The organism is Thermodesulfovibrio sp. TK500a (genome assembly GCF_055381765.1).
In genome coordinates, this window is sequence record NZ_AP041606.1 from 1,547,289 (window position 1) to 1,567,200 (window position 19,912).

Sequence of the window (19,912 nt, forward strand, 5' to 3'; positions counted from 1 at the left end):
TTTATATGCCAATAACTCTTCCTGTTTTTAAATCTATATCTATTGCTTTAAAATTTGGATTTGAAGCTGTTCCGGGCATTAGATTAATTTCTCCTGCTACAGGCACAATTAATTTAGCTCCATGAAATACTAATATATCTTTGATAAATAACTGCCATCCTTCCGGTACTCCCTTTAAGTTTGGATTATCAGACAGGCTTAGGTGCGTCTTTGCTATACATACAGAGAAGTCCTCAAATTCTTTCTTTTCATTGATTGATTGGAGTTTATCAAGGGCAAGAGGTGAAAACTCTACAGAATCTGCTCCGTATATTTCCCTTGCAATTTTTTCTATTTTTGAAATATGAGGTAATCGACTTTCATAGAGAAATCTAAATTTTGAACCTCTTTTGCATGCTTCCATGACTAATTCTACCAATTCTAAAGCTCCCTCTCCGCCCTTTTCCCAATGTTCAGAAACTGCCAGAGGAACTCCAATCTCTTTACAATATTTTTTTATAAATTCAATTTCTTCTGAAGTATCTGTCAGAAATCTGTTCAGGCAAACTACCATGTTAAGACCAAATTTTTCTATTATTTTTATATGATGAAAGAGATTTCTCATTCCTCTTTCAAGCCATTGGATATTTTTTTCAAAATAATCCTTTGGTAATGGATTACCAGGTATTATTTTTGGTGCATTTCTGTCTCCTCCATGGTATTTTAAAGCCCTTAATGTTGTTACCAATACAGCAGCATCAGGTTTCAGTTCAGATATGCGACATTTTATATTACAGAACTTTTCAAATCCTATGTCTGCACCAAAACCTGCTTCTGTAATATGGTAGTCGCTCAGTTTAAGTCCTATCATATCAGCGATAATAGATGACTGGCCTATGGCAATATTGGCAAAGGGAGCAGCATGTACGAATACGGGCTGTCCCTCTATTGTCTGGATTAGGTTAGGATTTATGGCAGATAACATTAAAGCGCACATTGCACCGCTTACTTCAAGGTCTTTTGTTGTTATTGGCCTTCCATCTCGAGAGTAAGCAACAACTATATTGTTTATTCTTTCCTTAAGGTCTCTTAAATCTCTGGCTAAGCTTAAAATTGCCATTAACTCTGAAGAAGTGGCAATATCAAATCTTGATTCCATTGTCACTCCATCTTTTTTACCACCCAGACCGATTACTATTTTTCTTAAAGCCTGAGCACAGAAGTCAATTACCCAGCCCATCTGAACTTTCTTAGGGTCTATATCGAGCCTTTTTAAACCTCGTTTTTTGAGAATCTCATCAGGGTAGTTTGCCTCGTGAAGCATCCTTGAAGTAATTGCAACCATGGCGAGATTGTGTGCGTTAGTTACGGCGTTTATATCGCCAGTAAACCCAATAGAGAACTCATTTCTTGGAATACATTGAGAAAGTCCTCCTCCTGCTGCAGAGCCCTTTATGTTCATGAGAGGGCCTGCAGAGGGTTGCCTTATGGCACAGCTTACTTTTTTGCCTTTTTTCCCAAAACCTTGAGTAAGTCCAATTGTTGTTGTTGATTTCCCTTCTCCAAAAGGAGTAGGAGTAATTGCGGTAACTATTATATATTTGCCATTAGGATTATCCTTAATTCTATTGTAAAGTTTCCCGAAATCAATTTTTGCTATGTAGCGTCCATAGGGTATTAATTCTTCTTCTTTTATATTTAGTTCTTCGGCAAGCTGAAATATGGTTTTCATTCGTTTTTCAGCTTCTTGAGCTATTAACCAGTCCGGTGATGAGAGGGGGTTAGGTAGCATAGAGTATTTTGTTTTCTCTCTTTTTATTCGTTAGGATTATCAATGTCGGCAAGATAATCTTTCAATTTCTCCATTAGAGAGTCCGGTAAAACATCTTCATAAAGTAGAGCATTCATCTCCTCTATTGTGAGCTTTTCCTTTATGTCTTTTGGAAGCATTCTAACTATAGCTACTCTTGCTGGATCTGGTTGTTTTTTTGTGTCCATTTTGTCCTCCTTTTGTTAGCATGTCAGGTGGAAAGCACCGGCTACTTTTTTGCCTTCCTCCAGGAACTTATTAAAAATCGAAACTGCTTTTTCCGTATCGCTCACATAAGTTTCTATACCTTTTTCTTTGAGCTCCTCAATCAGCTCTTCTGGCACTTTCATTTTTTCGTAAGCACCCGTTCCAATAACGAGAATTTTTATATCTCTTTTCAATACTTCTTCAAGGTCAGACATACAGAGACCGTGCCCTTCTTTTCTCCACCATGATGGATAGAGACTGTCAGGAAAGACAATTAAGTCTGCCGTGTATTCCTTATTTTCTACAATAACTTTTCCAAAGGAGTAATGATTAATTTTCATAGGGGTAACCTCCTTTTTTGTTGGCGGGAGCGTGTGGGAATCGAACCCACCCTGCCTGTTCCTCACAGGCAACACTGGATTTGAAGTCCAGGAGGGACACCAGAACCCCATACACTCCCGATATAGAATTTTACAGCATTTTTGATATTTTTGCAATTATTTACATTGTATATTCTGTATTATGTGTGAGAGAATTCAATGATTGCCTAAAACTTCCTATTAAGTTATAATGAAAAAAATGAGAAGGAGTATCTATGCCATATTGGCAAGGCGGTGGCTGTAGGGGAAGATTTAGAGAATGTGGATTGAAATGGACTCAGACAAGAGAAGCTATCGTTAATACTCTTTCGTCAAAGTCTGGACATCTTAGCGCAGAAGAAATCTTTTTTGAAGTCAAGAAGGTTCTTCCTGGGATAGGACTTGCTACAGTTTACAGAACTCTTGAGACACTGAGAGAGCTTGGCATAGTGAGAGAATTTGATTTTAAAGATGGAAGAACCCGCTATGAGTTCGTTGTTGGTAAGGAAAACGCTGAACATTACCATCTTATATGTAGAATTTGCGGGAAAATTATTGATTATGAGATAAACCCTCATAAAGAAGAAGACCCTATCAAAGATTTTAAAAGCTTTTTATCAGAAAAGTTTAATTTTTCTATTGAACGTTCGGATGTGCAATTTTTGGGTCTCTGTGAAAAGTGCAGAGAGATTTTAGATAAAAAATAATTAAAGAGATATTTCTTTAAAGCCAAGCTCTAAATTCGAACTCTTTATTTTAAATAATTCTCTTATGTGGTCATCCATTGTGAGATAAATAATCTGCCATCCCTCTCGTGCCAACTCAAAGAGGGTTTCAACTAAAAGGGGTCTCTTTTTGTAGTCTGAGTGCTGAAAAGCATCGTCTAAAATCAGAAAGGCAGGCTCGCCTTTTAGAATGTTTTTAGCTAAACCTATCCTTAAAGCTATCATTATTTGTTCTTTCGCACCTGTGCTTAAATCACTCAAGTTGAAGCTTGAGAATTCATCATTGATAATAATGTCTTCTTGATTTTTTGAGCTTTCATGCTCTGAAGACGGAATTGTAAAACTTAATGATTTATATCTGCCTGTAATTTTTTCTATAAGTCTCGTTATCTCTGGAGTGTTTATTTTCTCCATGAGTTTTTCATCTTCTTCCCTTTGCAGTTCCTGTATTGTCTCATGAACCATTATTCCTGCTATTATTTTTGCCTCTGTATCTTCAAGGCTTTCCAGAAGTTCTTTTCTTTTTAAATATACTTTCTCTATCATTTCATTCCAGCTGGTAGATATATCTATGCCTGTGAGCTGTATTATTCGGGCTCTAAGTCTCTCTAATTCTTGACTTTTTGATTTTAAATGCTCTTCGAGCTCGGATAACTCTCTGTCAATTTTCTCTAAGTCTTGGGGAGAAAATTTTATGTTAGGATTTTCCTTAATAAACTCATTTTCAGGCACGCCTAATCCTTTAAGTAATCCTTCAATTTCATTGAGCTCTTTTTCAATTTGTTTTCTCTCTTTTTCTATTTCTTCAACTTTTTTAGTCCATTCGGTCTCTTCTAAATCAATGTTTAAGTCGTTTTTAAAAATTTCTTCTATCTGTTTTTTTGTCTCTACGAGTCTTTTTTCATATAATTCCCTTTGTTCTTCCATTCTATATTCTTGTTCTCTTAATTTAATAAGACCAGAAATTTCCTCAATTTTTTCGTCCCATTCCTTTTTATTAAATTTGACTCCAGGGTCTTTAATTTCGTAGTCACTCTCTTCTATTCCCAGTTCTTCAAGTTTACCTCTTAATCGCTGTGCTTTCGCTTTTAATTCTTCTCTTTCATTTCTTATTTCTGCTATTTTTTCAGTCCATTTATTTTCGTCTATGCCATTAATTCCGATTCGATTGAAAAAGTCCTCAATTCTATACTTTAAAGAAAGTAGCTCTGTATTAAGTCTCTCGATTTCCCTTTCGTATGTATCTAAGTTAAAGTAGCTTTTCTCTTGCTCATAGAGTAATTCCTCAAAGTCAGTCAAATTTTCAGGCTCTTTCCCAAATTTTTTTGCAAATTCTTCCCTCAAAGTTTTCAGTTCTTCGCTCTTCTTGAAACTTGTAAAGGACTTTTTGGTTTTCAGCATATAATAAGTTGCAAAAAGTCCTGAAGCTACGAGAACAATGCTTGCTGAAATTTTTTGTTCAAGGAAAATCATTAAAATCCCAACAAGTATGAGAAAAGCAGAGAGATATGGAAGAAGAGATGTTGCTTTACCTGTTTTCAGAGGTGAAGAGATAATTTTAAGATAATTCTCTTTCGCTGCTTTAAGCCAGTAGTAATCTTTTGATTTTTCTTTTAATTTATTTAGAGTGTCTAATTTATCATTTATTTCTGCTATTTTATGCCCATACTGAATCACAGCCTGCTGAATATCTGAAATATCCTCATCGGTAAATTTTTTTAGTTGTAGTTCCGTATCTTTTAGGTTAATTGAAATTTTATAGGCTTCGTGTTTTTTGGCTTTCTGAAGAGTTTCTTTGTCTCTTTCTAATTCTGGTATTCTTTGGGTTTGTTTTCTTATTGCCTTAAGCTCTATTTCTAACTTTTCAATGTCCTCACTTATATTTTTATGCTCCTGTATGAGTTTTTTTAATTTTTCAAGCAGGTGGTCAGAGAATTTTTCTTTTTCTATTTTTAGTTTATTAAGTTTTTCATTCAAAACATATGCTTCATATCTTTTGGCCTTAAGTAAAAGCTGCTTTTGTCCTGAAAGTTCTTCTTTTCTTATTTGTAGGTTTCTGATTTCTCCCTGTTCATATTCATTTATTAGCTGTTTTATTAATCCTTCAATTTGGTTTATTTTCTCTTTTGTTTCAATATAATCTTTGCCTTCGCCTTGCTTTTTTATGTTTATCTGTCCGTCTTCAATTTTTGCTCCTTTTAAGGTGGCCGTAATTTTACTTTCAATCTGATTTAATACTCTTCTCGGAGACAGAATTTCTTTAAGTGTTTTTTTATCAATTCCGCAAGAATTTTTTACTATTTCTGTCTCTCCTTCTTTCACTATTAAGAGATTACTTAGCGATGGCGGAAGCCCTTTTTGCTGTTTTTCCAAATGGTCTTCTATTTTTTTCTTTGATGATGGTGTGAAATCAGAAGATTTATTATCAAATCCAGATATTACAACTTTTCCCTGTCCAGGTTGTCTGAGGTCGCTCCAATGAACTTTGTTTTTAAAGAGGCTATGAATTATAAATTCAACAAGATAGGACTTGCCTTTCTCGTTTTCGCTGTAGACAAGGTTAACTGTGGAAAAATCTATACTTAAGTTGCTGAGTGGACCGCATTGTTTTATGGCTATTTTTTCTATTTTTAATGGCATTTTAGTCGCTAAAAATTAACTCCATTGCTTTTTGTAATATTTTTTCTCTTGGAGCTTGCTGATTGCTAATCTCTATTTTTTCCATTTTTTCTTTTACCTTTTCAAGAAGATAGAGCCTGTCTGAGTCAATTTCCTTTAAAATTTTTATCTCTGAAATATCCAAACCATCTTTTTCATAAAGATTAATTCCTGTATTAGACAGTATATTCAGAAATATTTCCATTGTTTCTCTTAAATCCCTTACATATCCTTTTAGAGATAATCGGACAGAAGCTTTTGAGAGTTCCTGCTGATTTACATTCCAGCCTTCTACCATCTGTATAATTTTTTTATTTATAAAATCTTCCTGCTCCTCTGAGGGGAGAAGTGTTATGGTTTCATTAAAATAGATTTTATCTGTATTAACAATAATGTCTTCTACATGGTCTGCAATTGTATCGTATACGAGGAATCTTCTTTTTCCTGTCTCGGTAATATCTAAACCGCAGGGTGACCCTGGATAAAAAACTCTTCCGAAATCAGAGGGTTTGTGAATATGCCCTAAGAATACTCTTAAAGGATTGTGTCTGAGTATTGCCTTTGTTGTAAGGGGCATATAAAACCCAGGCTCATAAGGGTTTAACTCTCTGTTTCCTGTTATGTAATCTCCATGACCTATTAAAATCCACTTTTCCTGGATAGGTTTTTCGTGAGCGAACTCTGATAAAACTTCATCCATTGAGTTTTTTGGATTGTAAGGGATGAAAAGAACAGACATGCCTTCGATTTCTTTTATTTTTGTTTCATTTAACACTTCTATATTGGAGGAAACAAAGAGTTTGTTGCTAATCTGATAGTCATGATTGCCGGGAATGATAGAGATTTTTATGGAAGGAAAATTTTTGCAAAGAGAGTCAAAGTCAGCATAATTTGAAAAGTCTCTGTCAAATAGGTCTCCTGCAATTATCAGATATTCTATGCCTGACTGTTTTATTTGTTCAAATATATTCTCCAGTGCCCTGTATCTCTCAGGCGTTTCATTGTGTCTTTTTAGATGAACATCTGCGGTGATTGCAATTTTCATTAAGAATTATTTTATCAGATTTTCCACTTTGCAGTTTTTGAAACTTGAAAATTTATTTTATCTGCAAAAACTTATGAATCTGAAGATTAAATCTAACTTGGAGTCTATCCTCAATAATCCACTCTGCAAGCTTGCTTGGTTGTAAAAATCCTATTGCAGGAGAAAAAAGTATCTCTCTTGTTTTTGCAGAATATTTTTTAAGGAAGTCTTTAGCCCATTCATAATCTCTTCTGTCGGTTATTACGAATTTAATCTCGTCTGCCTTTTTAAGAAACCGAAGGTTTTCAAGGCAGTTTTTACTTTCCATGCTACTGCCTGGAGTTTTTATGTCAAGAATTATTTTGACTTGCCGAGGGACACGTTCTATTGAAATTGAACCATTTGTCTCAAGAACAACATTATGTTTCATATCAATAAGTTTATCCATAAGGTCATAAATCTCATTCTGTAAAAGGGGTTCTCCTCCTGTAATTGCAACATATTTTAATTGTGACGATTTTATTATACGGAGCAATTCATCAACTGAGAACTCTTTTCCATTGTCATAAGAGTAAGTTGTGTCACAGTAAGTGCATCTTAGATTACAGCCAGAAAGCCTTACAAATATCATGGGAATTCCTACAAGAGAGCCTTCTCCTTGTATGCTAATAAAGATTTCGGAGATTTTCATATCGTTAGTTTAGAATTGATAATTTTATATCCTTCTGAAGCCTCTTTAAGCCATACTTGTGCTGAGAATCTACCTTCAGGCAAGAAACCATAGGAGAGTTCTCGCCAGGTGACTACCGTGATATTCCCTTCTCTTTTTGCCTCTGCTACAGGATGTTTAGCAATATTAAGAAGGGCTTTTACAGACTGCGAGTCCTTTGATTTTGATATTGCATCATCATTAATTATTTTATATCTTTTATCTATATAAACCTTCTTTGAGAAAAGGTCTACGAATCCTGTTATGTATTCGTCGTTGTATTTTGATACAAACCACCACCTTAAAAAATCATTGGGCAAAGGATAGACTCTGTATTGCTGGGCTTCAATTTTTTGTTTAAGGAAATCTCGGGCTTCTGTTTTAAGATAAGCCTTAAGCCCTATGTAGAATAGGACAAAGATTATAGCTAAGAGATAAAAAAACCTTGACTGCTTTTTGAATTTTAATGAAATTATCACGGAAAGCAGAAATGGTAGAAGCACATATGGGTCTATGATGAAGGTGAGAGAAAGACTGTAAGGAGTGCAGTCGAAAGGACATAGTATTCTTGTTCCATACTGGTTAGTAAGGTCAAGGAGAATATGAAGAGCATAACCGCAAAGGGAAATGAGATAAACTTTAAAGAAACCATACTTTTTTCGTAAAATGAGAGCAGGTATGAGGGGAAACACGAAAAGAGCAAGTATTCCATGTGTTATGCCTCTGTGGTAGATGAGAAATGTTTCTTTACCGTGAAGTCTGAGAATTATATCCAAATCAGGCGAAAGGGTGGATATTATAAAAACAAAGAGTAGAGCTCTGTTTTTTGTCAGAAAGCTTCCTGAGACAAAACCAGAAAGACTATGAGAGAGAGGATCCATTGAGAATTTTAACAAAAAAGATTAACTTCCGTCCTCTTCTTTTGATAAGAGAATTGTTGAAATTTTATGTAGCCCTGTGTCATATTTATGACATGAACGATGAAATCGTAATTGCCGGTAAATCTCAAGCTATTCAGCGGATTATTGAGCTTTCGGAGAAGCTATCAAAGGCTAACAGCACTGTTTTGATAATGGGAGAAAGCGGCACAGGTAAAGAGCTTTTTGCAAAATTAATTCATCAGAAAAGCTCAAGAAACTCGAAGCCTTTTATTCCAGTAAACTGTGCAGCCATACCCTCTGAACTTCTTGAGTCAGAGCTTTTCGGTCATGAAAAGGGTGCCTTCACAGGAGCAACCTTTATGAGACCTGGAAGATTCGAACTTGCCAATGGGGGAACTATTTTTCTTGATGAAATTGGTGACATGCCCCTTCATCTGCAGGTTAAGCTTCTTAGAGTTTTGCAGGAGAGAAGTTTTGAGAGAGTTGGAGGCACTAAACCTTTGAAGGTTGATGTAAGAATAATTGCCGCTACTAACAGAAATCTGGAGGCAGAAGTCAAAGAGGGCAGGTTCAGAGAAGACCTTTACTGGCGACTCAATGTAGTTCCCATAGTAATTCCTCCCCTGAGGGAGAGAAAAGAAGATATTCCAGTTCTTTGTGACTATTTTGTTGATAAATTTGCATCAATTTTTGGATTTAAAATTAAACTCAAACAGGAAATTATGGAACTTTTTTTGAATTATAACTGGCCAGGAAATGTTAGAGAGTTAGAAAATTTAATTGAGAGACTCTATGTCTTAAGTGAAGGAACTGAAATAGAGATTGATGATATTCCTGAAAGAATAAGATTTTATGAAAATGCCTTTTCTCGAGACCTCATACCAGAAGAGCTAAATCCCTTTACCGCAGGAATAGACCTTAATGAAGTTTTAAGGGAGTATGAAAAAAAGCTGATACTACACGCCTTGAATCTTCATAACTGGGTTAAAAGCAGAGCAGCCAAGTATTTAAATATTAACAGAACCACGCTGATAGAGAAAATGAAAAGACTCGAGATAAAAGACAGAGAAAAACTCAGCGAATAAGCTATGAACAGAAAATCTGCTCTGAAGTTTTTAATTTTGATATTTTTTATCTTTTTCTTAAACTCAAATCACCTATTTGCTGAGGACGCTTTAAAGATAGGTCAGGAATACTTAAAAAAAGAGAATTATCTTCAGGCAAGAGATTTCTTTAAAAGATACACTGAAGACCCTAAACTCGCACCAGAGGCTTTGCTTGGTTTTGCAAAGGCCGAATATTTTATGGGTAACTACTATGAAGCTACAGTTCCTTTGAGAAGGCTAATTAGAGATTTTAGCAACTCTCCTCAGGCAAACGAGGGATATCTTTATATGGGATTGGCGTTAAGAAAGATTGGTAGACTTAAAGATGCGGAGTTTTATTTGAACAAAGTACAGCCTCCCTTTGATAAACAGGCAATGATTGGTAAAGCATGGATAGCTCTTTCTCGAGGAGACTTGAAAGCTGTTGAGACTGCCATAAACAGGCTGGAAAACAAAGATTTTAACGACCCAGAGACAGCTCTTCTAAGAATAAAATATCTTGCCCTTTCAGGTAGGGCTGAAGAGGCTTTGAGAGAGTTTAATAAAAATCTTAAACTCAGAAAGCCTGCCTATGAAATTGATAAAGCAGAAGTAATGATTAAAGCAGGAAAATTCGACGAGGCTGAAAAGCTGATAAAGGGCTTCATAGATAAGTCAAAAAGTCTTGCCGATACAGTAAAAGCAAAAAGAATGCTTTTTGATATTTATTTAATGCAGAAAAAAGAACAAGAGGCTTTACAGATAGGAAAAGAAATATACTTTTACATTCCCACAGATGAATTCAGGCTTAAGCTTTACGAAGCTTACTTGAATCAGAAAAATTATGAAGAGGCTTTGAAGATGCTCTTTGTTCTTAGAGATAAATCTTTGAAAAACAAAAAAATGGAGGAGTTTATAAGGAAAATAACTTCCGAGTCTCCCTCAAATGCATATACTTATATTCTCAAAATATATCCGTTTCTTCCGAATGATTCGCAAATACTCCTTCAATCTGCCCAGTTTCTAATTGAACAGGGCAAGCTCAACGAGGCTAAGAACATATTAAGGAAAGTCCAGACCGGACCGAGAAAAGCGGAAGCTATAATTCCTCTTGCCAGCATTCTGATAAAGGAAGGCAAATACAAAGAGGCAAAAAAACTTATCGAAGGAATAAAAGATAGAAATGACAATGCATTAGCTCTGTATGGGATTATTCTCGATAAAGAAGGAGAAAAGCTTCAGGCCTTACAAACCCTTAGAAAAGCTGTAAAATCTGTGCAAGAGCCAGAAGCTTTACTTGCACTCGGCAATCTTGAATACTCACACGGTGACAAGAAGAAAGCCTTTGATTACTGGATTCAGGCAGCCAATAAAGGTATTGCAGAGGGAGCTGTAAATGCGGCTGATTATCTATACATGTCAGGTAAAATAAAGGAAGCAGCAAGTTACTATAAAAAAGCAATAGACTTAGGGATTAAGGACAACAATACTCAACTTTGGGCTTATTATCAGTATGGTAAAATAACAAAAGATAAGTCCTATCTTGAGAAAGTTGCCGGTTCAAAGGGAGAATTGGCAGAGTCTGCCAGAGCACTTCTCGAAAAGTTATGAGCAAAGAAGAACTTCTAAATGAAGCTATCATTAAGATTAATTCCGCCTCAGAGACGCTTATCAAATATTACAACGTTCTTGAGAATAAAATAAAATTACTTACCGAAGAGGTAGAGCAAAAAAAGAGACTTCTTAGTAGCATTATAGACAGTATAGATATTGCTGTTGTTTTTTTTGACAGTGAAGGAGTTATAAGATTGATAAATAAATCTGCCGAGACCCTTTTCAATATAAGAAGTGAGGATGTCTTAGGACAAAAACAACTTCCCTTAGAAATCGAAGAAGACAGGGTAATTCCTAAAAATTCTTCTCCCTTTTTTGCGATTGTATCCCGTTCTGAAGTTCTTGATTCAGAAGGACATAGGGTTGGAGAGGTTTTTCTCTGTAAAGACATAACGCGAATAAAGGAACTTGAGGCTGAAAACGAAAGAAACAGAAGGCTAACAGCTATGGGTTCTCTTGTCATGAAAATAGCCCATGAAATAAGAAATCCCCTTGGTAGTATCGAATTATACGCAAGCATGATAGCTGAAGACCTAAAGGAAAGCATTCATGGAGACTATGCCAGAAGAATTTCGAATGCTGTAAGAATGCTCAGAAACACTCTCGACAATATGCTTGGCTTTACAAGGGGAATTGTTCCCAAGAAAAAATCAACTGCTTTAGATGAGCTTTTAAGCGATGTGGCAGCAGAATTCCGAGAACTGTTTCATAGAGTAGGTATTGAAATAAAGGTGAGTTCTAAAAAGGGAATTATTGCTGAGATAGACCCTTCTCTTCTTAGGCAGGCATTAATTAATCTAATGATAAATGCCTATCAAGCAATGCCTGACGGAGGATTTCTGCATTTAAAGGCTGAGCGGAAAAAAGAATTTGTCAGAATTTCCGTCACAGACACGGGTCATGGAATTGACAGTGAAGTCATGGAAAGAATCTTTGACCCTTTCTTCTCCACTAAAGACAGAGGTACAGGTCTTGGCCTTAGTATAACTGACAGCATAGTGAAAGCCCATGGTGGTAGGATGGAAGTAAAAAGCAAAAAGGGTGAAGGCACAGAGTTTGCATTATATTTACCGGTAAGATGAAGTCTGTTTTGATAATAGATGACGAGCCTGACATGGGATTTGCCCTTAAAGAGGGCATGGTAAGACTTGGATTTGAACCTGCCTATTACAGAGACCCTATCCAAGTTCTTTCAGAGGTTAATGTTTCCGATTTCTCTCTAATTATTACAGACGTGAGAATGCCGAAAATGAACGGTATTCAATTTCTTGAAGAGATAAGAAAAAGGGGGATTTTTACTCCTGTAATTGTAATAACAGGCTATGGAAATGTGGAAGATGCAGTGAAAGCAATGAAACTCGGTGCTGTTGACTATATTTTAAAACCTTTCTCAATGGATACTCTTAAGTCTCTTGTTTCGAGGCTTATGCCTGACGATGAAGGTATAGTGGCCGAGTCAAAATCAATGAAAAGGATTCTCGAGATTGCCAGAGAGATTGCAAAAACAGATATAACCGTATTAATTACTGGAGAAAGTGGAGTAGGAAAGGAAGTTATTGCCCGATATATCCACAACAATAGTAATAGAGCCAAAAATCCCTTTGTGGCAATTAACTGTGCTGCTATAACAGAGACACTCCTTGAAGCAGAGCTCTTCGGTCATGAAAAGGGTGCATTCACTGGAGCTACAGAGAGAAAGGCTGGCAAATTTGAACTGGCAGACCGGGGAACAATTCTTCTTGACGAAATAAGTGAGATGGCTTTTAGGCTTCAGGCAAAGCTTTTAAGGGTTATTCAAGAAAAGGAAGTTGACAGAGTCGGTGGCACGAAGCCTGTAAAGGTTGACGTTCGTATAATCGCTACCACCAACAGAGACCTGGCAGAAGAGGTTAGGAAGGGAAATTTTAGGGAAGACTTATTTTACCGAATCAATGTTTTTCCCCTAAGGATTCCTCCTTTAAGGGAGAGGCAAGAGGATATTATACCGCTTGCAGAGTTCTTTATAAGAAGACTGTCAAATAAGATTTCTAAAAATCTCTCTCTTTCCTCTGATATGAAAAGGTATCTTCTTGAGAGAGACTGGCGAGGAAATGTTAGGGAGCTTGAAAATTTCATTTATCGAATGGCTGTATTAAGTCAAGATGGAAATCTCAGACCCTCTGAAGAAGAGATGGTTATTTCTGAAGAAAATAAATCTATTAAGGCAGGAAAATTAAAGGATGCCGAGAGAGAACTGATTTTAGACGCTCTTAAAAAGACAGGAGGGAATCGCACAAAGGCAGCAAAAATACTTGGTATAAGCGTAAGAACATTGAGAAACAAGATAAATGAATACGGCCTCAAGGATGTTTAATGGCACAGTATTTGCTTATTTTCTGAATGAAAATTTTATCATAAATCTATTGGAGGCATAAAAAGTATGGATAATTCAATAAAACTGTTGCAAAAAATAATGGATATTTGTTCCTACAGGCAAAAAATTCTCGCCTCAAATATTGCCAATGCAGATACTCCTGGTTATAAGGCAAAGGACATTAACTTTCAGGAGGAGTTAAAAAAGGCTGTCCAGTCAGAAAATATTAGCCTAACAGTTATTGAAGCACCTACAACCCTACCAAACAGAGATGGAAATACTGTCAATGTAGAGGTTGAGATGACTAAACTGACAGAAACAATACTCATGCATAACAGTGCTGTCCAGTTGCTTTCAAAAAGGATTGGGATGTATAAGGATGCTCTCAGAGGAGGTAGATAATGAAAGACCTTTTTCTACCGCTTAAGGTCGCTGCTACAGGACTTGAAGCTCAGAAGATAAGATTAAATGTTATAGCTTCTAATCTTGCGAATGTTAACTCTACTCGAACTCCCGAAGGTGGTCCTTATAGAAGAAAAGATGTTCTGTTTACCACTTACATTTACGACCAGATTTCTCAGGGGGTTGATGTTCAAAGAATTGTAGAAGACCAGAGACCGCCAAGAATAGTTTTTGACCCCTCCCATCCCGATGCAGATAAGGATGGATATGTAAGATATCCCAATGTGAATCCGATGGAAGAAATGGTTAACATGATTTCAGCATCTCGTGCATACGAAGCCAATTTAACTATGATAAACTCATATAAGGAGATGTTTTTAAGAACCCTTGATTTACTGAAAGTTTAGGAGGTAACAGATGACAGAGATAAAGGGAATAAGTGAAATCTTAGGTAAAAGCCTTGAGGAGCTGAAAAATCTTCAGACCTCGGGAAAGGAGTCTTTTGAGCAAGCGCTGAAGGATGCGATAAAAGAGGCAACAAAGGTTGAACAGGAGGCTCAAAAGGCAATTGAAGAGTTTGCAAAGGGAGAGACAAGTATTGATAAGGTAGTGCTGGCAATGGAGAAGGCAGATATGACACTGCAGACACTTATACAGGTAAGAAATAAGGTTATAACTGCCTATGAAGAAATATCTCGTATGCAGGTGTAGTAAGAGATGCCTTTAACAGATAGACTTAAATTAGCCCTTGAGAACATAAAAAATTGGCCTACCAATAAAAAACTTGCCTTTGGTGGCGTATTACTAATCACTGTGGCTTTACTGATAACCCTGCTTCTTTGGTTGCCTAAACAGGATTATCAGGTGCTATACAGCAATCTGTCTGCCGAGGATGCGGGAAATGTGATAAATAAGCTTAAGGAGAAGAAAATTCCCTATCAGGTAAAAGAAACAGCCATTTATGTTCCCGCAGACAAGGTGCATGAACTAAGACTGGAACTTGCCTCACAAGGAATACCATCTGGCGGTGGAGTTGGATTTGAGATATTTGACAAAACATCAATAGGTCTTACAGAGTTTTCTCAGAGGGTTAATTATGTCAGGGCATTACAAGGAGAACTTTCAAGGACAATAAAGCAGATTCAGGAAGTAGAACAAGTTAGGGTTCACATTGCTATTCCTGAAAAATCAATATTTACAGAGAAAGAAGACCATCCCACTGCTTCTGTGGTTTTAAAGTTAAAACCAGGGCGGGCACTTTCAAAAGAACAGGTATCAAGCATAGTTCATCTCGTATCAAGCAGTGTGGAAGGTCTTGCACCCCAGTATGTTACAGTAGTTGACCAGTATGGAAACCTTCTTTCTGCTCCTAAGGATACTGCTCAGCTTGTTGAGGCAACTCAAATTGAATACAAGCGAAACCTCGAGAAAACCTATGAAAAGAACATACAGAGCATGCTTGAAAATATAGTTGGTAAAGGCAAGGCTATTGTAAGGGTATCGGCAGATATAGATTTTTCAAAAGTTGAAAAGCTTGAAGAAAAGTTTGACCCTGACACTATTGCCGTAAGAAGTGAGCAAAGGTCACAGGAAAAGACTATGATGCCTCAGACGGGAGGAATACCGGGAGTCCTTTCAAATCAGCCCGGCCAGCCTCAGACAGGCACAGCTCAGCAAAATATACAGTCTCAGAAACAACAGGAAAGCATCAACTACGAAGTAAGTAAAAGTATAAGCAAGATACTACAGTCAACGGGACAGATAAAGAAAATCTCTGTGGCAGTTCTTGTTGACGGTGTCTACAAGGATGAAAAAGGAAAGAAGGTATTTACGCCGAGAACAGAAGAGGAGATAAAGAAATATCAAGAATTAGTACGGGCAGCTATAGGTTATAACAAAGACAGAGGTGACCAGGTTATAGTTGAAAGCATGCCTTTTGAAGTTACACCAGAGGAAAAACCGGGGATAGACTTCTTAGGACTTGCTAAAACACTTCTTAAATACATCATTCCCCTTGTTATAATACTGCTAATAATACTTTTTGTCCTAAAACCCCTTTTAGAGATTCTCAAGAAACCTGCTGAGAAAGTTAAAACAAAGGAGATAATAATCTCTGAAGAACTCCCTCCTTCTATAACACCTGAGAGAGATATGCGAGAGGATATAAGAGAATTCGCCAAATCAGACCCGAAAAAAGTGGTATCATTACTGAGAGAATGGATGGCTGAGTAAATGAGAAAGTTTTCTGGAATAGAGAAGGTTGCAGCTCTTCTTTCTCTCATAGGAGAGGACGCAGCTACTGAACTTTTTAAACATTTTGACCCCATTGAACTTGCCAGGATTATACCTATGATGTCGCGAATTAAACTGTCTCAAGAGGAGGCAGATTTAATACTGCAAGAATTTGCTGAAAAAATAGGCACAGCACCTGTAAGGGTAGATGTGGAATATATAAAGGGTATACTGACAAAAGCTTTTGGAGAAGAGCAGGCGCAGAAACTTCTGAGTAAGATAGAAAGCGGAGCTTCAGCCTTTGATATTCTTCGATGGCTTGACTCATCCTCAATTGCTACCATGCTTCAACGCGAACATCCCCAGACAATTGCTATAGTGCTTGCCCATCTTGAGCCAGTTCAGGCAGCAGAGGTGCTTGGCAGACTGCCTGAACAGTTAAAAATCGAGGTTTCCCAGAGAATTGCCAGTCTTGACCAGATTTCACCCACCATATTGAGTGAATTAGAGGATGTGCTGCAGAGTCAGTTACGTTCATACACGCAGTCAAGAAGAATAGGAGGTATAAAAACTGTCGCCGAAATCCTCAATCAGTTAGACAGAACAAGTGAAGAGCTTATTTTGAAAAACATAGAAGAAAAAGACCCGATTCTCGCTGAAGAGATTAGAAAGCTCATGTTTACCTTTGAAGACCTAATCAATGTAGATGACCGAGGCATTCAAACAATTCTCAAAGAAATCTCTACCGATGACCTTGCACTTGCTCTTAAAATGGCTTCTGAAGAGCTTAAAGAAAAAATATTCCGAAACATGTCAAGCAGAGCCGTTGAAATTTTGAAAGAAGAAATGGAGTCTAAGGGTCCTGTCAGAGTTTCCGATGTAGAGAAGGCGCAGATGAATATTGTAAGAGTTGCAAGAAGGCTTGAGGAAGAGGGCAAAATAGTAATTGGAGGAAAAGGCGGTGAAGAAGTCATTACATAAAGAAGTAAAGCCTTATGTTCCTTCTTGTTTTGACGAAAGAAAAGAAGCCTCTCAAGTTTCAACTTCTAATGAAATGGCAAAAGAAGAGGAAATAAAAAATTATGAAGAAACGATAAAAGAGCAAATCGAAAGAGGTTACAGAACTGGCTATGAAGAGGGTTTTAAAAAGGGTTACGAAGAGGGCCTCAAAAAGGCAGAAGCAGAAATAAACGAGAAAATATTAAAATTACAAAAGGCTGAAGAACTTTTTTTAAAGGCCTCAGAAGAGCTTAGCAGGCTAAAAGAACAGCAGATAAAAAATTTGATTCCCCATATCCTAAAGCTTTCTTTAAAGATTGCAGAGAAGATAATTGTACAGAAAATAGAGATGGATAAAGAATTTATCTTTCCAATAATCAAAGAAGCTTTAAGTTTCATTCCCCTTGAGGAAGAAAAAGTGGTTATAAAGCTAAACCCTGAAGATTATCAGCTTGTCAGGGATAATATTTCAAGGCTTAATATAGATTACGAAAGAGTCTATCTTGAACCTTCTAATGATATAACTAAAGGTAGTTGTCAGATTGAAACGCAAACAACAATGGTCGAATCAAAAATTGAAGAGAAGTTAAAGGAAATTGAAAATGCTCTCAACAGAATCCTTCCTTGAAAAAGCTGAAGAAACAGTTGAGACATTCCAATCCGTAAGAGTTTTCGGAAAGGTTACGAAGGCAGTAGGTCTTGTTGTTGAGGGCGCTGGAATAAGGGCAAGCATAGGCGATATATGCGAGATTATAACCGAGGAAAATACAATAGAAGCTGAAGTTGTTGGATTCAAGGATGGTGCGGTTTTATTATCACCCCTCGGAGAGATATATGGAATCAATCAGGGAGCAAAGATATTTCTTAAAGGAAGGCAGAGTTACGTAGAGATTAGTGAGAACATACTGGGAAGAGTGATTGACGGACTTGGAAACCCCATTGATGAAGGCCCTCCGCTTAATGGCAGACCCTATCCGATTTACAGGGAAGCAATCAATCCTATGGAAAGAGAGATAATAAAAGACCCTCTTGACCTTGGAATAAGGGCAATAAATGCTCTTATTACTTGCGGCAAGGGGCAGAAAATTGGAATTATGGCAGGCAGTGGTGTAGGTAAGAGCGTTCTTCTTGGAATGATAGCAAGATACACATCGGCAGATGTTAATGTAATAGCTCTAATTGGCGAGAGAGGTAGAGAGGTAAGAGAGTTCATAGAGAACGACCTTGCAGAGGGATTAAAAAAGTCTGTTGTTGTGGTTTCAACTTCTGACACTCCTGCCCTTTCAAGAATTAGGGGAGCCTTTGTGGCAACGGCTATAGCTGAGTACTTTAGAGAACAGGGGAAGGATGTTTTACTGCTGATGGATTCTCTCACACGTTTTGCCATGGCTCAGAGAGAGATAGGGCTTGCCGCAGGAGAACCGCCAACGATGAAGGGCTATCCTCCCTCTGTTTTTAAACTGATGCCTAAGCTTTTAGAGAGAGTAGGAGTAACTAAATCCGGTGGTTCAATAACAGGAATTTATACTGTTTTAGTTGAAGGTGATGACCTAACAGACCCTGTAGCAGACTCTGCCCGTTCGATTTTAGATGGACACATTGTTCTTTCAAGGGAACTTGCTAACAGAAATCACTACCCCGCCATTGACCCTTTAAAAAGTGTGAGCCGTCTCATGAAAGATATAGTTGAACCAGAGCATCTTAAATATGCAGGAAGACTACTTGATATACTGGCTGTTTACTCAAAATACGAGGATATCATAAACATAGGTGCTTACAAGGAAGGAACAAATCGGCAGGTAGACTTTGCCATAAAGATGATGGATAGAATTAACAGCTTTCTTAGGCAGTCAATAGGAGAGAAGTCTACCTTTCAGGAAAGTATAAAAGCCTTATACGAACTTTTTGGTGAGAAATGAACACAACAACGCTAAGTATGATACTTAAAATAAGAGAGTGGCAGGAAGAGACAGAAAAGCAGAAATTTGCAAGCCTTCTGTCAGAACGAAGAAGAATGGAGATGTATTTGCGGGAGATTGAGGAGAGATTTCAAATACTTTCTCAAGAGAAAATCTCTGCTTCTGACTTAGTAGCAGAAAATATTAATGTCCTTTACTCAGAAATCGAGTATTTAACAGACAGACGTATAAAGATTAGAGAGAGTTTAAAGGCATTAGACGAAGAGATTGAAAAACAAAGAGAGACCTATGAGGAAGCTTTCAAGGAGAGAAGAAAGGTAGAGGAACTATACTACAGGGCAATCAGCGAAAAGAAAGCAGAAGTAGAGAAAAATGAGGAAAAAGCAACATACGATATTTTGATGAGTAGATACAGGAGTTAGCCATGCTTAAAAGGGCAATAGTGCTTTCCATATTTATTTTTATCATAGGTATAGCGGCAGGAACTATCATAGGACAGCAGTCTACTCCGGAGAAATCAACGAGTATTGAGGAAGACAGGATGAAAATTCTTCAACAGGACCTCACAAAAAAAACAGAGGAACTAAAAAAACTAAAAGAAGAAATTGAAGCAAAAATAAAACAACAGGAAGAACTAAAGGCTCAACTTGAGAAAGCTCAAAGCGAAAACTATCAAAGGCTTGCAAAGATATACGAACAGATGCCACCAGAAGAGGCAGCTACTCGCCTTGAAAAGCTTGATGATGACACTGCAACAACTCTACTTCTTGCAATAAAGCCCCGTCAGGCCGCAAAGATTCTTGCCAATGTAAATCCTGAAAAGGCAGCGGTGCTTTCAAAGAGACTTGTCTCAATAAAGGAAAAAACCTCTAAGTAGGAAAAATTTTCCTCCCAATTTTCTCTCTTTTTAATGTCTGATTTTTTACAAACTCCTTATAAAACAAAGAGTTTATAAC

At 37.1% G+C, this 19,912-nt stretch carries 21 protein-coding genes and 1 tRNA gene; 14 read left to right on the plus strand and 8 right to left on the minus strand.

What is annotated here, in order from left to right; translation table 11 throughout:
• Nucleotide 1 precedes the first annotated feature (1 nt).
• The 4 genes from ACZ430_RS08155 to ACZ430_RS08170 form a co-directional block, all read right to left on the minus strand.
• The gene (locus ACZ430_RS08155) at nt 2–1,771 is read right to left on the minus strand and encodes a formate--tetrahydrofolate ligase (RefSeq protein WP_297210542.1); all 1,770 of its coding nucleotides are present in this window, start codon (nt 1,769–1,771) and stop codon (nt 2–4) included.
• Nucleotides 1,772–1,794: 23 nt separating this feature from the next.
• Nucleotides 1,795–1,977 (minus strand): hypothetical protein, encoded by a 183-nt coding sequence (locus ACZ430_RS08160; protein WP_297210545.1) that lies wholly within the window; start codon nt 1,975–1,977, stop codon nt 1,795–1,797.
• Nucleotides 1,978–1,992: 15 nt separating this feature from the next.
• Nucleotides 1,993–2,337: an Mth938-like domain-containing protein gene (locus ACZ430_RS08165; protein ID WP_297210547.1), complete on the minus strand. Its 345-nt coding sequence runs from the start codon at nt 2,335–2,337 to the stop codon at nt 1,993–1,995.
• Nucleotides 2,338–2,358: 21 nt separating this feature from the next.
• Nucleotides 2,359–2,456: transfer RNA gene (locus ACZ430_RS08170), tRNA-Sec, on the minus strand.
• 135 nt (nt 2,457–2,591) lie between these two features.
• Between ACZ430_RS08170 and ACZ430_RS08175 the strand changes: the two genes are divergently transcribed.
• Nucleotides 2,592–3,062, plus strand: a complete 471-nt coding sequence (locus ACZ430_RS08175) for a Fur family transcriptional regulator (RefSeq protein ID WP_297210550.1) — start codon at nt 2,592–2,594, stop codon at nt 3,060–3,062.
• Here ACZ430_RS08175 and ACZ430_RS08180 read toward each other — a convergent pair whose 3' ends face one another.
• From ACZ430_RS08180 to ACZ430_RS08195, 4 genes are read right to left on the minus strand one after another with little or no spacing between them, the layout of a single operon-like run.
• On the minus strand, nt 3,063–5,720 hold the full coding sequence (locus ACZ430_RS08180) for an ATP-binding protein (RefSeq protein WP_297210552.1): 2,658 nt from the start codon (nt 5,718–5,720) through the stop codon (nt 3,063–3,065).
• Between the two features lies 1 nt (nt 5,721).
• Nucleotides 5,722–6,783 (minus strand): metallophosphoesterase family protein, encoded by a 1,062-nt coding sequence (locus ACZ430_RS08185; protein WP_297210555.1) that lies wholly within the window; start codon nt 6,781–6,783, stop codon nt 5,722–5,724.
• A 52-nt stretch (nt 6,784–6,835) separates the two neighbouring features.
• The gene (locus tag ACZ430_RS08190) at nt 6,836–7,453 is read right to left on the minus strand and encodes a radical SAM protein (protein ID WP_297210558.1); all 618 of its coding nucleotides are present in this window, start codon (nt 7,451–7,453) and stop codon (nt 6,836–6,838) included.
• The gene (locus tag ACZ430_RS08195) at nt 7,450–8,352 is read right to left on the minus strand and encodes a metal-dependent hydrolase (protein ID WP_297210561.1); all 903 of its coding nucleotides are present in this window, start codon (nt 8,350–8,352) and stop codon (nt 7,450–7,452) included. Before ACZ430_RS08195 ends, ACZ430_RS08190 begins: the two co-directional genes overlap by 4 nt.
• On the opposite strand from ACZ430_RS08195, the gene ACZ430_RS08200 reads away from it, so the two are divergent.
• The 13 genes from ACZ430_RS08200 to ACZ430_RS08260 all read left to right on the plus strand — a co-directional run bounded on the left by ACZ430_RS08200 (nt 8,352) and on the right by ACZ430_RS08260 (nt 19,833).
• Nucleotides 8,352–9,437, plus strand: a complete 1,086-nt coding sequence (locus ACZ430_RS08200) for a sigma-54 interaction domain-containing protein (protein WP_297210563.1) — start codon at nt 8,352–8,354, stop codon at nt 9,435–9,437. The genes ACZ430_RS08195 and ACZ430_RS08200 overlap by 1 nt on opposite strands.
• A 3-nt stretch (nt 9,438–9,440) precedes the next feature.
• Nucleotides 9,441–11,048, plus strand: coding sequence for a tetratricopeptide repeat protein (locus ACZ430_RS08205; RefSeq protein WP_339944470.1), 1,608 nt, complete (start codon nt 9,441–9,443; stop codon nt 11,046–11,048).
• Nucleotides 11,045–12,133, plus strand: a complete 1,089-nt coding sequence (locus tag ACZ430_RS08210) for a two-component system sensor histidine kinase NtrB (RefSeq protein WP_339944472.1) — start codon at nt 11,045–11,047, stop codon at nt 12,131–12,133. The genes ACZ430_RS08205 and ACZ430_RS08210 overlap by 4 nt, the downstream gene beginning before the upstream one ends.
• The gene (locus tag ACZ430_RS08215; protein ID WP_297210574.1) at nt 12,130–13,404 is read left to right on the plus strand and encodes a sigma-54-dependent transcriptional regulator; all 1,275 of its coding nucleotides are present in this window, start codon (nt 12,130–12,132) and stop codon (nt 13,402–13,404) included. The genes ACZ430_RS08210 and ACZ430_RS08215 overlap by 4 nt, the downstream gene beginning before the upstream one ends.
• Before the next feature lie 66 nt (nt 13,405–13,470).
• Nucleotides 13,471–13,806, plus strand: coding sequence for a flagellar basal body rod protein FlgB (flgB, locus tag ACZ430_RS08220; protein WP_297210576.1), 336 nt, complete (start codon nt 13,471–13,473; stop codon nt 13,804–13,806).
• Nucleotides 13,806–14,213 carry a flagellar basal body rod protein FlgC gene (flgC, locus tag ACZ430_RS08225; RefSeq protein ID WP_297210579.1) on the plus strand — a complete coding sequence of 136 codons (408 nt, stop codon included), beginning with the start codon at nt 13,806–13,808 and terminating at the stop codon, nt 14,211–14,213. The genes flgB and flgC overlap by 1 nt, the downstream gene beginning before the upstream one ends.
• A 10-nt stretch (nt 14,214–14,223) precedes the next feature.
• Complete coding sequence (gene fliE / locus ACZ430_RS08230) at nt 14,224–14,517, plus strand: flagellar hook-basal body complex protein FliE (protein WP_297210582.1); 294 nt, start codon at nt 14,224–14,226, stop codon at nt 14,515–14,517.
• Nucleotides 14,518–14,523: 6 nt separating this feature from the next.
• Nucleotides 14,524–16,038, plus strand: a complete 1,515-nt coding sequence (gene fliF, locus ACZ430_RS08235; RefSeq protein WP_297210585.1) for a flagellar basal-body MS-ring/collar protein FliF — start codon at nt 14,524–14,526, stop codon at nt 16,036–16,038.
• The gene (gene fliG, locus ACZ430_RS08240; RefSeq protein ID WP_297210587.1) at nt 16,039–17,019 is read left to right on the plus strand and encodes a flagellar motor switch protein FliG; all 981 of its coding nucleotides are present in this window, start codon (nt 16,039–16,041) and stop codon (nt 17,017–17,019) included.
• Nucleotides 17,000–17,665: a FliH/SctL family protein gene (locus ACZ430_RS08245; RefSeq protein WP_297210590.1), complete on the plus strand. Its 666-nt coding sequence runs from the start codon at nt 17,000–17,002 to the stop codon at nt 17,663–17,665. Before fliG ends, ACZ430_RS08245 begins: the two co-directional genes overlap by 20 nt.
• Nucleotides 17,640–18,956 (plus strand): FliI/YscN family ATPase, encoded by a 1,317-nt coding sequence (locus ACZ430_RS08250; RefSeq protein WP_297210592.1) that lies wholly within the window; start codon nt 17,640–17,642, stop codon nt 18,954–18,956. Before ACZ430_RS08245 ends, ACZ430_RS08250 begins: the two co-directional genes overlap by 26 nt.
• Entirely contained in the window at nt 18,953–19,378 is a 426-nt protein-coding gene (locus ACZ430_RS08255) for a flagellar export protein FliJ (RefSeq protein WP_297210594.1), read from the plus strand. Before ACZ430_RS08250 ends, ACZ430_RS08255 begins: the two co-directional genes overlap by 4 nt.
• Before the next feature lie 2 nt (nt 19,379–19,380).
• On the plus strand, nt 19,381–19,833 hold the full coding sequence (locus ACZ430_RS08260) for a MotE family protein (RefSeq protein WP_297210597.1): 453 nt from the start codon (nt 19,381–19,383) through the stop codon (nt 19,831–19,833).
• Nucleotides 19,834–19,912 lie beyond the last annotated feature (79 nt).

What these genes read in the sequence shown, in the direction of transcription:
- ACZ430_RS08255 (WP_297210594.1), top strand. Translation starts at nt 18,953, where the DNA reads ATGAACACAACAACGCTAAGTATGATACTTAAAATAAGAGAGTGGCAG.
- ACZ430_RS08195 (WP_297210561.1), bottom strand. Translation starts at nt 8,352, where the DNA reads ATGGATCCTCTCTCTCATAGTCTTTCTGGTTTTGTCTCAGGAAGCTTT.
- fliF (WP_297210585.1), top strand. Translation starts at nt 14,524, where the DNA reads ATGCCTTTAACAGATAGACTTAAATTAGCCCTTGAGAACATAAAAAAT.
- ACZ430_RS08185 (WP_297210555.1), bottom strand. Translation starts at nt 6,783, where the DNA reads ATGAAAATTGCAATCACCGCAGATGTTCATCTAAAAAGACACAATGAA.
- ACZ430_RS08190 (WP_297210558.1), bottom strand. Translation starts at nt 7,453, where the DNA reads ATGAAAATCTCCGAAATCTTTATTAGCATACAAGGAGAAGGCTCTCTT.
- ACZ430_RS08260 (WP_297210597.1), top strand. Translation starts at nt 19,381, where the DNA reads ATGCTTAAAAGGGCAATAGTGCTTTCCATATTTATTTTTATCATAGGT.
- ACZ430_RS08205 (WP_339944470.1), top strand. Translation starts at nt 9,441, where the DNA reads ATGAACAGAAAATCTGCTCTGAAGTTTTTAATTTTGATATTTTTTATC.
- ACZ430_RS08155 (WP_297210542.1), bottom strand. Translation starts at nt 1,771, where the DNA reads ATGCTACCTAACCCCCTCTCATCACCGGACTGGTTAATAGCTCAAGAA.
- ACZ430_RS08165 (WP_297210547.1), bottom strand. Translation starts at nt 2,337, where the DNA reads ATGAAAATTAATCATTACTCCTTTGGAAAAGTTATTGTAGAAAATAAG.
- ACZ430_RS08180 (WP_297210552.1), bottom strand. Translation starts at nt 5,720, where the DNA reads ATGCCATTAAAAATAGAAAAAATAGCCATAAAACAATGCGGTCCACTC.
- ACZ430_RS08250 (WP_297210592.1), top strand. Translation starts at nt 17,640, where the DNA reads ATGCTCTCAACAGAATCCTTCCTTGAAAAAGCTGAAGAAACAGTTGAG.
- ACZ430_RS08175 (WP_297210550.1), top strand. Translation starts at nt 2,592, where the DNA reads ATGCCATATTGGCAAGGCGGTGGCTGTAGGGGAAGATTTAGAGAATGT.
- ACZ430_RS08215 (WP_297210574.1), top strand. Translation starts at nt 12,130, where the DNA reads ATGAAGTCTGTTTTGATAATAGATGACGAGCCTGACATGGGATTTGCC.
- flgB (WP_297210576.1), top strand. Translation starts at nt 13,471, where the DNA reads ATGGATAATTCAATAAAACTGTTGCAAAAAATAATGGATATTTGTTCC.
- ACZ430_RS08210 (WP_339944472.1), top strand. Translation starts at nt 11,045, where the DNA reads ATGAGCAAAGAAGAACTTCTAAATGAAGCTATCATTAAGATTAATTCC.
- fliE (WP_297210582.1), top strand. Translation starts at nt 14,224, where the DNA reads ATGACAGAGATAAAGGGAATAAGTGAAATCTTAGGTAAAAGCCTTGAG.
- flgC (WP_297210579.1), top strand. Translation starts at nt 13,806, where the DNA reads ATGAAAGACCTTTTTCTACCGCTTAAGGTCGCTGCTACAGGACTTGAA.
- ACZ430_RS08160 (WP_297210545.1), bottom strand. Translation starts at nt 1,977, where the DNA reads ATGGACACAAAAAAACAACCAGATCCAGCAAGAGTAGCTATAGTTAGA.
- fliG (WP_297210587.1), top strand. Translation starts at nt 16,039, where the DNA reads ATGAGAAAGTTTTCTGGAATAGAGAAGGTTGCAGCTCTTCTTTCTCTC.